Annotated in this window: 14 protein-coding genes and 1 riboswitch; of the genes, 4 read left to right on the top strand and 10 right to left on the bottom strand. The window is 62.2% G+C overall.

The genetic code is table 11. The features are described 5' to 3' along the window. Positions 1-26: 26 nt before the first annotated feature. Positions 27-788, bottom strand: a complete 762-nt coding sequence (locus ACIQ47_RS11865) for an SDR family NAD(P)-dependent oxidoreductase (RefSeq protein ID WP_396438315.1) — start codon at positions 786-788, stop codon at positions 27-29. A gap of 111 nt (positions 789-899) precedes the next feature. Here ACIQ47_RS11865 and ACIQ47_RS11860 point away from each other — a divergent pair, with 111 nt between their 5' ends. Then, positions 900-2,009 (top strand): NAD(P)/FAD-dependent oxidoreductase, encoded by a 1,110-nt coding sequence (locus ACIQ47_RS11860; protein WP_396438314.1) that lies wholly within the window; start codon positions 900-902, stop codon positions 2,007-2,009. Between the two features lie 153 nt (positions 2,010-2,162). Beyond that, the gene (locus ACIQ47_RS11855) at positions 2,163-2,981 is read left to right on the top strand and encodes an acyl-CoA thioesterase (RefSeq protein WP_396438313.1); all 819 of its coding nucleotides are present in this window, start codon (positions 2,163-2,165) and stop codon (positions 2,979-2,981) included. A gap of 4 nt (positions 2,982-2,985) precedes the next feature. Here ACIQ47_RS11855 and ACIQ47_RS11850 read toward each other — a convergent pair whose 3' ends face one another. After that, complete coding sequence (locus ACIQ47_RS11850) at positions 2,986-4,029, bottom strand: quinone-dependent dihydroorotate dehydrogenase (protein WP_396428840.1); 1,044 nt, start codon at positions 4,027-4,029, stop codon at positions 2,986-2,988. Positions 4,030-4,126: 97 nt separating this feature from the next. Here ACIQ47_RS11850 and rpiA point away from each other — a divergent pair, with 97 nt between their 5' ends. Next, positions 4,127-4,798: a ribose-5-phosphate isomerase RpiA gene (gene rpiA, locus ACIQ47_RS11845; protein WP_296292100.1), complete on the top strand. Its 672-nt coding sequence runs from the start codon at positions 4,127-4,129 to the stop codon at positions 4,796-4,798. A 17-nt stretch (positions 4,799-4,815) separates the two neighbouring features. Here the strand turns inward: rpiA and ribD are convergent, their stop codons facing one another. Genes ribD through ACIQ47_RS11820 form a run of 5 tightly spaced genes read right to left on the bottom strand, consistent with a single transcriptional unit; the run spans position 4,816 to position 8,916 of the window. After that, the gene (gene ribD, locus ACIQ47_RS11840; protein ID WP_396438312.1) at positions 4,816-5,919 is read right to left on the bottom strand and encodes a bifunctional diaminohydroxyphosphoribosylaminopyrimidine deaminase/5-amino-6-(5-phosphoribosylamino)uracil reductase RibD; all 1,104 of its coding nucleotides are present in this window, start codon (positions 5,917-5,919) and stop codon (positions 4,816-4,818) included. 52 nt (positions 5,920-5,971) lie between these two features. Further along, a complete protein-coding gene (locus ACIQ47_RS11835; RefSeq protein ID WP_396438311.1) occupies positions 5,972-6,472 on the bottom strand; it encodes a hypothetical protein in 501 nt (166 codons plus the stop codon). Beyond that, on the bottom strand, positions 6,469-7,731 hold the full coding sequence (locus tag ACIQ47_RS11830; protein ID WP_396438310.1) for a hypothetical protein: 1,263 nt from the start codon (positions 7,729-7,731) through the stop codon (positions 6,469-6,471). Before ACIQ47_RS11830 ends, ACIQ47_RS11835 begins: the two co-directional genes overlap by 4 nt. After that, positions 7,728-8,447 (bottom strand): hypothetical protein, encoded by a 720-nt coding sequence (locus tag ACIQ47_RS11825; protein WP_396438309.1) that lies wholly within the window; start codon positions 8,445-8,447, stop codon positions 7,728-7,730. The genes ACIQ47_RS11830 and ACIQ47_RS11825 overlap by 4 nt, the downstream gene beginning before the upstream one ends. 7 nt (positions 8,448-8,454) lie before the next feature. Beyond that, complete coding sequence (locus tag ACIQ47_RS11820) at positions 8,455-8,916, bottom strand: type IV pilin protein (protein ID WP_396438308.1); 462 nt, start codon at positions 8,914-8,916, stop codon at positions 8,455-8,457. A 125-nt stretch (positions 8,917-9,041) separates the two neighbouring features. On the opposite strand from ACIQ47_RS11820, the gene ACIQ47_RS11815 reads away from it, so the two are divergent. Beyond that, complete coding sequence (locus ACIQ47_RS11815) at positions 9,042-9,593, top strand: GspH/FimT family pseudopilin (protein ID WP_396438307.1); 552 nt, start codon at positions 9,042-9,044, stop codon at positions 9,591-9,593. A gap of 84 nt (positions 9,594-9,677) precedes the next feature. Here the strand turns inward: ACIQ47_RS11815 and nrdR are convergent, their stop codons facing one another. The 3 genes from nrdR to ACIQ47_RS11800 all read right to left on the bottom strand — a co-directional run bounded on the left by nrdR (position 9,678) and on the right by ACIQ47_RS11800 (position 12,432). Then, positions 9,678-10,127: a transcriptional regulator NrdR gene (gene nrdR / locus ACIQ47_RS11810; RefSeq protein ID WP_108353895.1), complete on the bottom strand. Its 450-nt coding sequence runs from the start codon at positions 10,125-10,127 to the stop codon at positions 9,678-9,680. Positions 10,128-10,139: 12 nt separating this feature from the next. Further along, positions 10,140-11,384: a serine hydroxymethyltransferase gene (glyA, locus tag ACIQ47_RS11805; protein WP_396438306.1), complete on the bottom strand. Its 1,245-nt coding sequence runs from the start codon at positions 11,382-11,384 to the stop codon at positions 10,140-10,142. Positions 11,385-11,435: 51 nt separating this feature from the next. Further along, positions 11,436-11,602, bottom strand: a riboswitch (ZMP/ZTP riboswitch). 38 nt (positions 11,603-11,640) lie between these two features. Beyond that, positions 11,641-12,432 (bottom strand): transglycosylase SLT domain-containing protein, encoded by a 792-nt coding sequence (locus ACIQ47_RS11800; RefSeq protein WP_396438305.1) that lies wholly within the window; start codon positions 12,430-12,432, stop codon positions 11,641-11,643. Positions 12,433-12,647: the final 215 nt, after the last annotated feature.

The following is a 12,647-nucleotide window of genomic DNA, read 5'->3' as shown; positions in this document are numbered from 1 at the left end:
AATCAGCGAATCAGCGAATCAGCGAATCAGCGAATCATCATCCCGCCATCGGCCACCACGGTCTGACCGGTCACATAATTGGCCGCCGGGCTCGCCAAAAACACCGCGATGCCGCCAATGTCATCCGCCTCACCCATACGGCGCATAGGGGCCTGGCTGTTGTATTTGGCGCTCAGCACCGGGTCCTCGTGCAGCGCCTTGGCAAAGTCGGTCTTGATCAAGCCCGGTGCAATGCAGTTGACGCGGATGTTGTCCGGCCCCCATTCCACCGCCAGATTGCGCGCCAACTGCATGTCGGCCGCCTTGGACAGGTTGTAGGCGCCGATGACCGACGAGCCGTGCAAGCCGCCAATGGACGACACGATCACGATGGCCCCGTCTTTTTGGGCCTTCATGTCGGGGTAGACCAGGTTGCACAACCAGGCATTCGACAGCACGTTGTTGCGCATCACCTTGTCAAACACCTCGTCGCTCATGCCCGTGGCCGGACCGTAATAGGGGTTGGTGGCTGCATTGCACACCAGGATATCGATCACCCCCCAAATCTCACGGGTCTGCGCGATCAGGTTTTGCAGCTGCTCTTTGCTGGAAATGCTGGCCGCAATGGCCATGGCTTCGCCGCCTGCAGCCTGGATCTCTTTGACCACCACTTCACAGGCGTCTTGCTTGCGGCTGGACACCACCACTTTGGCGCCTTGCAGGGCCAACTGGTGTGCGATGGATCGGCCAATGCCCCGGCTGGAGCCGGTGACGACAGCGACTTTGCCTTTCAGATCGAACAGCGACATGAAACGGTCTCCTTGTTGAATGCTAGGCAGTCTGCCAGTGTGCGTTGCGGGTGTCTGTCTTGCGGGTGTCACTGCTTCAAGACTCTCAACGTCTGAGCCACAATGCTGCCCATGGAACAAATCGAAGCTGTTGTGATCGGGGCCGGGGTGGTCGGTCTGGCTGTGGGTCGGGCGCTGGCGCTCGCGGGCCGCGAGGTGCTGGTGGTCGAATCGGAAAACGCCATCGGCACCGGCACCAGCTCGCGCAACAGCGAGGTCATCCACGCGGGCATTTATTACCCGGCTGGCTCGCTCAAGGCGCGGCTGTGTGTCCAAGGCAAGCAAATGCTCTACGCCTATTGCGCTGAGCGCGGCGTGGCACACAGACAGCTGGGCAAGCTGATCGTGGCCACCAGCCCCGAGCAAGTGCTGGCGCTGGACGGCATCATGGCCAAGGCCGCCGCCAACGGCGTGCACGATTTGCAAAAACTCACGGCTGCTCAGGCCCAGGCGCTGGAGCCTGCGCTGGCTTGCGAAGCGGCGCTACTCTCGCCCAGCACCGGGGTGATTGACAGCCACGGCTACATGCTCGCCTTGCAAGGCGACATGGAAAACGCGGGCGGTCTGCTGGCGCTGGTCTCGCCCGTGCAGCACATTGGCGTGCGGCAGGGCACCGCCACGCACCCGATTCGTGTGACCACGCAAGACGGCACCAAGCTGGCCTGCAAGGTGTTGGTCAACGCGGCAGGGCTGAGCGCCGTGGCGCTGGCCGGGCGGATGGACGGGCTGGACAAAAGCCTCTTGCCCCAAGCCCATTACGCCAAAGGCAACTACTTCACGCTGGCGGGCAAGGCACCGTTTTCCCGCCTGATTTACCCCGTGCCCGAAAAAGCCGGTTTGGGTGTTCACCTCACGCTCGATCTGGGCGGGCAAGCCAAGTTCGGTCCTGACGTGCAATGGGTCGAGGACCCCACGGACTTGCAAGTGGAACCGCGCCGGGGCGATGCCTTTTATGCCGAGGTGCGCAAGTATTGGCCGGGTTTAGCCGATGGCGCTTTGCAGGCGGGTTATGCGGGCATGCGCCCCAAGATCAACGCCCCGCACGAAGCGGCGGCCGACTTCATGATCCAGGGCCCCGCCGAGCACGGCGTGCCCGGTCTGGTGAACCTGCTGGGCATCGAGTCACCGGGCTTGACCAGCTCGCTGGCGATGGCTGACGAGGTCTGTGCTCGGTTGGGCTGATCGCTTGAGAGACAGGGCAAGCTTGGGCTTGCACCTATGCTGCTCTTGGCTGCCGCGGGGTCGCGGCTCCCATTGAGACAAGGCCATTGTCAAACGTTTGGGTGCAGCGCCCTCGTCGCGAAGAACCTGTGATCCACCAGCCTCATTTTCCGCATGCATCCTTTTGACGAAGCCATTAACCTGCGCGCATCAGCACTTGCGGATACGCCCCACGAATTCACGGGCGCGACCCATCCGGCTTATGCCAACATGGTCGGGCCCTTTGGTGGCACCACTTCTGCGCAGTTGCTGCAGTCGGCCATGCTGCACCCTGAGCGCTTGGGTGAACCCGTGGCTTTGACGGTCAACTTTGCCGCCCCGGTGGCCGATGGTGCGATCCGATTTGTGGCGCGGCCCGTGCGCACCAACCGTTCGACCCAGCACTGGATCATCGAAGCGCACCAGGCTGAAGGGGTGGTGGCCACCGCCACAGCGGTGTTTGCCGTGCGGCGCGAGACCTGGTCGGATGTCGAAGCGGTGATGCCCAGCAAGCTCCCCGAACCCGTTGCGGTGTCCCGCATGCCTTTAAAAGGCATGCCCGTCTGGCTGCAGCGCTATGACATGCGCTTTGTCGAAGGCGCATTCCCCGCAGTCTTTGACGAGCAAGAGCAAGCCCATTCGCGCTCCATCCTGTGGGTGCGCGACGAGCCCGAGCGGGCGCTGGACTTTGTTTCTTTGGCGGCCATCAGCGACAGCTTTTTCCCGCGCATCTACATCCGCCGCCGCCGCCGTGCCCTCATTGGCACGGTGTCAATGACCACCTATTTCCACGCCGACAGTGCTTTGCTGGCGCAGGTGGGCACACGCCATGTGCTGGGTGTGGCCAAGGCGCTCAACTACCGCCACGGCTACTTTGACCAGACCGGCGAGCTGTGGAGCCCCGAAGCTCAGTTGCTGGCGAGCACGCACCAGTTGGTGTACTTCAAGGACTGAGCGTTCACCGCTTCATCTGCTGCAACGCGCTCGCCACTTCGGTCACCAGCGCCGGGCCTTTGTAAATGAGGCCGGTGTAAATCTGCACCACGTCGGCCCCAGCTTCTATTTTTGAAATCGCGTCGTGCCCGCTCAGGATACCGCCCACGCCGATGATGGGAAAGTCTTTGCCCAAAGCGGCGCGCAAGTGCCGAATCACGCGGTTGCTGCCTTGCAGCACGGGCGAACCTGACAGTCCGCCCATTTCTTCGGCATGGGGCAAGCCGCTCACGGCGTCACGCGCCAAGGTGGTGTTGGTGGCGATCACGCCGTCCATGCCGTGCTTTTGAAGGGTGGCGGCGATCACGCCCACTTGGGTCTCGTCCAGATCGGGGGCGATTTTGAGGAACATGGGCACGCGGCGGCCATGTTCGGTGGCCAGTTCTTCGCGCCGCGCCACCAGTTCGCCCAGCAGGCCGTCCAGCGCTTCGTCGCTTTGCAGGGCGCGCAGGTTCTTGGTGTTGGGGCTGGAGATGTTCACCGTCACGTAGTCGGCATGCGGGTACACACCTGCCAAGGCGATCAAATAGTCGTGGGTCGCGTTCTCAATCGGTGTGGCGGCGTTCTTGCCAATGTTCAGGCCCAGCAGGCGACCTTGCTGGCGGAACTTGGAGCGCTTGACGTTGGCGATGAAGGCATCGAGCCCGTCGTTGTTGAAACCCAAGCGGTTGATCAGCGCGTTGGCCTCGGGCAGGCGGAACATGCGGGGTTTGGGGTTGCCGGGTTGCGCTTTGGGCGTGACGGTGCCGACTTCGACAAAGCCAAAGCCCATGGCACCCAGACCGTCGATGCAGCGGGCGTTTTTGTCCAAACCCGCAGCCATGCCGACACGGTTGGGAAAGTGCAGACCTGCCAGCATGGTGGGTTGCGCCACAAAGGGCTGGCGGTAAGCGCAGTCGAGCGGGGTGTTTTGGGTGCGGGCCAAGCCTTCGATGGTCAGGTCGTGGGCCGCCTCGGGGTCCATTTTGAACAAAAAGGGGCGGGCGAAGGCGTAGGGGATCAGGGACATTGGATAATTCCGGGCTGGTGCAGGGTCGTGGGTATCGGTTGCTCCGATTGTCGCAAACCTCGGCCCGCCTTTTTGCCTGATCAACCGAGCCCCTTTCATGACCCAAGACGAACTCAAAGCCCTGGTGGGCCAAGCCGCCCTGAAATACGTTGTTCCCGGGGAGATCGTTGGCGTGGGCACCGGCTCCACGGTGAACAAATTCATTGACGCCCTGGCCACCATGAAGGACCAGATCAAAGGCGCGGTGTCCAGTTCCGAAGCCTCCACCGTGCGCCTCAAAGCCCTGGGCATTCCGGTGTTTGACAGCAACGAGGTCGAGAGCTTGTCGGTCTACATCGACGGCGCGGATGAAATCGACCCCCAAGGCCACATGGTCAAGGGTGGTGGTGCGGCGCTCACCCGAGAAAAAATCGTGGCGGCCCAGAGTAAAAAGTTTGTCTGCATCGCCGACGAGAGCAAATTGGTCGGTGCTTTGGGTGCGTTTCCATTGCCCGTGGAAGTGATCCCCATGGCCACGGCCCGCGTGATGCGCCAGTTTTTAGCCATGGGCGGCAGCGCGGTGGTTCGCTTGAAAGACGGCCAGCCGCTCGTGACCGACAACGGGCAGCATATTGTGGATGTGAAGGGTTTGACGATCACCGACCCGGTGGCGTTCGAGACCGAAGTCAGCCAATGGCCTGGCGTGGTCACGGTCGGTGTGTTTGCGCTGCAAAAAGCGCAGGTGTGCCTGCTGGGTACTGCTCAAGGCGTGAAGACGCTGGCGTTCTGACGCGAGGTTTTACAGCCTCAAGCCCGGCGCAGCAACAGGCGCAAATCGGGTCCGATGCGGTCCACCGCATGAAAGGCCAGCTGCACAGCGCCATGCAACTCGGTGAGCGCAGGCAAATTGGCCAGGCCTTGGCCGGGCCCTAGCAGTTGCGGAGCCAGGTAAACCAGAAATTCGTCCACCAACCCTTCGCGTATGAAGGAGCCGTTGAGCTTGTGCCCGGCTTCCACATGCAGCTCATTGATCTCACGCCGGGCCAGGTCGCGCAGCATGGCCGCCAGATCGACCTTGCCGCCGGGGCCGGGGCAGTCGATCACGGTCACGCCGCGTGCCGTCAGCGCGGCGCGTTTGTCCAAATGTTCTGTGGTGGCGGTGTAAACCCAGATTTGCCGGGCCTGATCGCCCGTGCCTTGCGTGTCCAGCAGTTGGGCATTCAGGGGCATGTCCAGGCGGCTGTCCACCACCACCAAGTGCGGTTGGCGCGGGGTGTCCATGCCGCGCACATTGAGCAAAGGGTCGTCTTCGAGCACAGTGCCGATGCCGGTCAGGATGGCGCAGGCTCTGGCGCGCCAGGCATGGCCGTCGGTGCGGGCTTCGGGGCCGGTGATCCACTGGCTTTGGCCGTTTTGCAGGGCGGTTTGTCCGTCCAAAGAGGCGGCCACCTTCATCCGCACCCAGGGCAGGCCCCGTTCCATGCGGCTGAAAAAGCCGATGTTCAATTCACGGGCCTCAACGGCGGTGTCATCCTGCGCATCCAAGATGTGGGTCTGCACCCCCGCAGCCGCCAGCCGCGCCATGCCTTGGCCCGCCACTTGGGGGTTGGGATCGGTCAGGGCCGCCACCACGCGGGCGATGCCCGCCGCCGCCAGCACGTCGCAGCAAGGTCCTGTGCGCCCGTGGTGGGCGCAGGGCTCCAGCGTCACCCAAGCGGTGGCACCGTGCACATGGTGCCCACGCTCGGCCGCGTCCCGCAAGGCCATGATTTCGGCATGAGGGCCACCTGCACGCTGGGTGTGGCCTTGGCCCAGCACCGTGCCGTCGGCGGCGGTGATCACACAACCCACACGCGGGTTGGGCGAGGTCAGCCACAGGCCCTGGCGGGCCAGGTTCAGGGCCAAGTTCATGGCTTGGGGTGTCGGGTTCGAGAGGGTCACAGCGAAAGACGGGTGCAGCAAATCATGGCAAGGATACGCCAAGCCAAGCGGGCACCGCATCGCGGCTGCTGTGCAGGGTGAGTTCGCCCATGCGCGGCTGGGCCTGCCCGGGCGAGTTCCCGCCAAAGCCTCCACCTGTGGCCCCTAACGCCGGTCCGACAGTGGGCCACTGCACGCGCACCTGCAGGTCCTCCAAGGCCAGACCGGGGCGCGTTTGCACCTGGCTTTGCATTCTGTAGGTGGTGCCCTGCACCGTGGTGGAGGCCTGCAGTGAGCAGCCAGAGCGGCTGGACTGAAGACAGTCCATGGCATCCAGGGCCAGAGCGAGGGCCACGGTGTGTTGCCGGGTTTCACTGGCAGTGAGCAGGCTGTGCAGGGTCAGGCGCGTGGCAGCGGCCAACCCAATGCCCAGCACCGCCGAGGCCACCAGCGCCTCGATCAGCGCCATGCCTTGGGCTGTGCGCCCTGAGTTGGCGTGGGGTGGCTGGCCAGGCGCGCGGCATTTGGCGGAAGCGGCTTTCATGGCTCACCCTCGCGCCAGCTGCCAGGCACACGCTGTACCTGCCGCGCGTCGATGCCCGGGGGCCAGGGCAATCGGTGAGGGGATTGGTGAAGTTCGCGGGCCTCGATCCGGCTGCCGCTTTGCAACTCGGGCAAGCCGGACTCGACCACCAGTTGCCCTTCAATGTGCCCGGCGTGCCAGGCCCGGGCTTTGTCGTCCTGGCATTGGGTTTGCAGAACCACCGTGCCCACCACACGCACACCCGGGGCCATGGACGGGCAGCGTTGGGCGCAGGCTTGGGCCGAAAACACCACCAGCACCGGGGCCTCTGGAGTGCCCAGGCTTTGGCTCCAGGTGGCGGTGCTGTCTACCCAGTAGACGCTGCGCGCGGGCTGGCTCAGGGTGCTCAGGCCGTTGCGCGATTGCGCCTCAGACCAGGCGCTGATCTGCTCGGGGGTGATGTCGCCCAACACGCTGCTCCAGGCTTGGTTGCCGCAGTTTGTGCGGGGCGTGGCGGTGGCCGGTTCGGTGAGTGTGCCGCCTGTGGGCAAATGTTCTGCGCCAAAAGCCAAGCAATTGCGCCTCTCGGCTGTGGAGATCAGGCCGTCGTTGTTTTTATCGGTCAACCAGAAACTGTGCACCGCTGCACCGGTTGCCGTGCCGCTGCAGGCAATGCCTGTTTTGCCGAGCGGACACACGCTGACCGCAGCACCGCTTGCTGGCGCGGCGCAGCCATTGAGCACCACGGCGGCCGTATTGGGATGTTCTGGGGCTGGTGCCACGGTGGGGATGAACACGTGGGCCTGAACCTGCGCTCGGCTTGTGCCATCTTTGAGACTGGCGCTGGCCAGCAATTGGGCCACATGGGGTGAGCGGACCAGGTCTCGCACGGCCATCACCTGGACCACCGCGTCAGGCAAGCCCGGGTGTGCAGGCGGCAACAAGGCCACGCACTGCCAGCGTGGTCCGCTGAAAGCCGCAGGGCAGGGCGCGGCGGCTGGGCTTGGGCCCCAAACGGGTGGCGTCGGGCTGCTGGCGTGTTGCCGCTGCATTTCGGCCCGCGCCCAGGCCAAGGCCGCTTCGGCGGCCAGTCGCGCTTGAGCGGCCTGGCTTTGGTTGTGACTGGCCAGCCGGTCCATCAGCACGCTTCGGGCGCTGTAAAAACTGGCCAGACTGGCCAGCAGCCCCAAGCTGATGGCAACCAGCAAGCTGATGGCGCCGTCTTGCACTGCGTGCCCCGAGGGGCCGCATGGACGGTGTAGCTTGCTTGGCTGGATCATGGAACGGCACCACAAACCGCAGGCCAAGGCGTGGCGGGAACGTCGTTGCGCAGCGACACGGTTTGCGACAGACTCAGGGCACGCGTGGCATCGCGCGGCCACTGCGCGCTCAGCTGCACCGTGACCCAGCGCGCCACCCAACGCCCGCGTTTTTCGCAGTGCACTTGCCAAGCCACGTCGGTCATTTTCAGGCTGCCTGCATCGGTCAAATCGGTCCAGACCTCGGGTGTGCAGGCGGTGCGGATCTGCAACTCATGGTCCTTCAATCGAAAGCCTGAACACTCGTTGTTGTTCAGCAGGCCGTTTTGGTTGCGGTCCTGTCCAAAGCTGATGCGCTGGCCCTGCACCAGCAAGTCGGTCTGGCCTGCGCAAAAAGCGTCTGCGCAATGGGCTTTGGCACGTTCACGCCAAGCTTGTCCAAGCGATTGCGCCTGGCGCAACTCTCGGGCGATGGTGTCCATCGCCGAGCGCAGGTCGTGGTGCAGATGGCTGTCTTGCAGTGCCAGCCGATGTCCCTGCAGGTGCTGCGCCAACATTTGGCTGCCAGCGGCCAGTACCACCAATCCTACGCTCAGACCCACCAACAAGCCCACCAGAGTTTCGCCTTGTTGAGCGCTGGCTGTACAAGCACAGGCATGGCCCCTACCGCAAAAAACCTTGGAGTCCTCAGTCATGGGCTGCGATGCGCAGGTGTCAGCACGGGACCGTTTGGGCATGGTGGACTCATTGCCGCCAGCAGCGACCTGGATCGCCCGCAAGATCGGCCCCGCTGCTGAGCACCACGGTGGCCATGTGCCGCAGTTGCAGGCGCATGGGTGCGCAGGCGCTGTCGCGCGCTTGCGCCCCGATGGGGGTCGCGATCAGGCTGTAGCCCTCGCTGCTGGCGTCTTCGATTGCGAGGCGGTAATGACCGCCAGGGGACAAGTCGCTGGTCCAGCCCAAGTTGGCCAAATCGCTGGCATGGCTGCTTTGGGTGCCACGCCAGCGGGCTTGGGCCAGTTGCAGTTGCTGCAAGGCACTTTGTGCATCGCTGCGCCGAGTCTGTCGCTGCTGTTCCTGAAACGCGGGCAATGCCACGGCCGCCAAAACGGCCACCAAGGCCAGGCTGACCATCAGCTCACTCAAGGTCCAGCCCGATGACTGGGCGGCTGTACCCGTGGTTTGACAGCTTGCGGGCATCTTCATGTCAGTCTTTTGTTTGAAAATGGCTATTGTGAATACTTAATAATGAGTTGTACAGCTAAGCCGCATGCGTGTTTGGGCAAGTCAACCGGCTGCAGGTTTTCACGGATCAAACAGGAGGGCAAGTTATGCGCGACCGAGGTTTCACACTGCTTGAAGCGCTGGTGGTGCTGGCCCTGCTGGCGGTGCTGCTGTCTTTGGCGGCTCCAAGCCTTCAAGGCTTGCGGCAAAAACACCAGATGCAAAGCCAAGCTGAGCAATTGCAGGCCAGCCTGCTGCTGGCGCGTTCTGAGGCCTTGCGGCGCCAGCGGCGGGTAACCCTGTGCGTGCGTGCGACAGCAGTCGATGCAGGAGAGGACTGCGCGCCGTCAGGATCTTGGTCGCAAGGCTGGGTGGTGTTTGTTGACGGCAACGACAGCGGTCGCCGCGAGGCGGCTGAGACCGTGTTGCAAGTGCAAAAGGCTTTGCCTGGCTTTTTGAAGCTGCAAGGTAACGCCACGGTGAACCGCTACATCTCTTACGGTCCGCAAGGCCGCAGCCAAAGCACATCGGGTTCTTTTCAGGCCGGCACCTTGACCCTGTGTGGGGCAGGGCAAGCCCATGTTTGGCGGGTGGTGATCAACGCGGTGGGCAAGCCCCGACTGGAAAAAGCCCAGCGCTTGGACAGCGCACCTTGTTGAGGCGGGATCTACTGAAACCACTCCTCTGCCCATGCCCAATGCTGGGAGAGTTGGAAGGCCTACCAGCCCTGGTGAGGATGAGGGTCAGCGCTGCACTTCGTCGACCAGGGTCTTGAACGCGTCGATGTCTTCAAAATTGCGGTACACGCTGGCAAAGCGCACATAGGCCACTTTGTCGAGTTTTTTCAGCTCGCGCATGACCAACTCGCCAATGCGGTGCGAGGCCACTTCGCGAATGCCCAGGTTGAGCAGCTTTTCTTCGATCCGCTCGATGGCACCATCGACCTGCTCGGTGCTGACGGGCCGCTTGCGCAAAGCCAAGTTGAGGCTGGCGCGCAGTTTTTCGCGTTGGTAATCGATGCGCCTGCCGTCTTTCTTGACGATGGCCGGAAAGTTGACTTCCGGCTTTTCGTAAGTGGTGAAGCGTTTTTCACACGCGCCACATTGGCGGCGACGCCGGATGAAATCCCCGTCTTCAGCCAAACGGGTCTCGACCACCTGGGTTTCAAGGTGGCTACAAAACGGGCATTTCATCGTGCGGGCCGATCAGCCGTAGACCGGAAAGCGGCTGGTCAGGGCGTGCACCTTGGCGCGCACAGCGGCCAGGTTGGCTTCGTCCAGCGGGTTGTCCAGCACATCGGCAATCAGGTGGGCCGTGGCGCGGGCCTCTTCGTCCTTGAAGCCACGGGTGGTCATGGCCGGGGTGCCGATGCGCACGCCACTGGTCACAAACGGCTTTTCAGGGTCGTTCGGGATGGCGTTTTTGTTGATGGTCATGTGGGCGTTGCCCAAAGCGGCCTCCGCCACTTTGCCGGTGATGCCCTTGGCTCGAAGATCGACCAGCATGACGTGGCTCTGGGTACCGCCGCTCACGATGCGCAGGCCGCGCTGGGTCAAGGTCTCGGCAATGATCTGCGCGTTCTTGATCACTTGGGCTTGGTAAGCCTTGAACTCGGGCTGCAGCGCCTCTTTGAATGCAACAGCCTTAGCCGCGATCACATGCATCAGCGGGCCACCTTGCAGGCCAGGGAAGATGGCGCTGTTGATGGCTTTTTCGTGCTCAGCCTTCATCAAGATGATGCCGCCGCGTGGGCCGCGCAAGCTCTTGTGGGTGGTCGAAGTGACCACGTCAGCGTGGGGCACAGGGTTGGGGTACGCGCCTGCAGCGATCAGGCCGGCGTAATGGGCCATGTCGACCAAAAAGATCGCGCCGACTTCTTTGGCCACTTTGGCAAAGCGAGCCCAGTCGATGTGCAATGAATAAGCCGAAGCACCGGCAATGATCAGTTTGGGCTTGGTTTCGCGGGCTTTGGCTTCCATGGCCTCGTAGTCGATGGCTTCTTGGGCGTCCAGGCCATAAGACACCACGTTGAACCACTTGCCGGAAATGTTGAGGGGCATACCGTGCGTCAGGTGACCGCCTTCGGCCAGGCTCATGCCCATGATGGTGTCGCCGGGCTTCAAGAAAGCCAAGAACACGGCTTCGTTGGCCGATGCCCCGCAGTGCGGCTGCACGTTGGCCGCTTCTGCGCCAAAAATTTGTTTGATGCGGTCGATGGCCAACTGCTCGGCCACATCCACATGCTCGCAGCCTCCGTAGTAGCGCTTGCCGGGGTAGCCTTCGGCGTATTTGTTGGTGAGCTGGCTGCCTTGGGCGGCCATGACGGCGGGCGAAGCGTAGTTTTCGCTGGCGATCAGCTCGATGTGGTGCTCTTGGCGGGCGTTTTCGGCCTGGATGGCGGCGAAAATTTCGGGGTCGGTTTGTTCAATCAGGTGGTTGCGGTGGTACATGGCAGTCCTTTGGATGGAGGTGACCTTGACCCGAACCAGCGGTTCATTGACAAGGGCTGCCCAGGCGAACGGCTTAAAACCTGGTCCGCCATGCAAGACGAGCGGTCAGGCTGCGCGCTTCCCAGTGGTTCGGCAGTGAATCGGGTCACCACGCTCCACGTCAGAGTGCCCTGTTTTACAGTTAAAACAGGCTCCTATCGCCAGTTGCGCACCCCTGGAGTGTAGCCCAGCCTGGTGCAGGATCTGGGCGGCAAATTCAAATGTGGGCTTGAGGTGATTTCGGTAAATCGGCGTTGTTTTTGTCTGACCAGGCTGTTTTTTGGCCTTTGCTCAGGTTGTCCAACAACTTTTTCTCAGCCAAGACGCGGTCCACGTATTGGTTGTGATTGCCTTGCCCAGAGGCAATGGCGTACAAGCGAAGAGCATCTTCCAAAGTCCCCGCATCCTGAATCAAGCCCTGCAGGTGCCGCGTGCCGACCCTCAGATTGGTCAGAGGGTCAAAGGCAGCCAGACGGCCTCCAAAAGGGGACAGTGCACCGGTGTGCGCGCCAGGTTCTATTTGCATCAGACCCAAGCCACCTTGTTCGCCAAAGGCAAAGGGGTTAAAGCGCGACTCAATGGCCATCACAGCCAAGATCAAAGTGGGTGAGATCTGGCTGCGCTCACCCAAAGACCAGGCTTCTGTAACCAGGGCTGCCAAGGGCTCATTGGAGACTTTGTATTTGCTGCTGAGCCAACGGGTGACGGCCGCTTGATCGCTGCTCAGATCTTGCATAAGGGATGCGGTGGAGCGGGCTGCTGCTGTCGGTATCAGGGGTTCCAAGGGGGCATTTTGTTCCACTTGGCGCAATTCAAGCCATCCCATCAATGTCTCGCTGGCCGTTTGCTGCAGAGTGGGTCGAGCCAAAAGCGTTAAAACCAAGGCCACCACGGCCAAACCGATCACGGCCAGGCTGTGCCGTGTGATTTCCACGAAGCCTTCTCTGACATCGAAGGCCACGGTCGACATCGCCTCTTTCAGGTGAGGCCAAGTCAATGTCGCTGTCATGGCGATTCCTCTCATACCAAGTAGCCGTGGCATGTGCCAGGGGTTCTTGATGGGTTGGGGTAGGCAAGTCGCAAGATGCGACCTGCTCAGTCGTGGGTTGAGCCTGTGAGGGCAGTGGTATCGGGTTATCCCTGATGGTCACCAAGTGGGGCGAATTCTAGGAACTTTTCATACTCAGTCAAGTATATAAAATCTTTCTAACATTTAAAAAATAT

The sequence above is a fragment of the Limnohabitans sp. genome (assembly GCF_044373035.1).
In the GTDB taxonomy this organism is placed as follows: domain Bacteria; phylum Pseudomonadota; class Gammaproteobacteria; order Burkholderiales; family Burkholderiaceae_C; genus Limnohabitans_A.
This window is presented reverse-complemented; position numbering and strand designations above follow the sequence as displayed.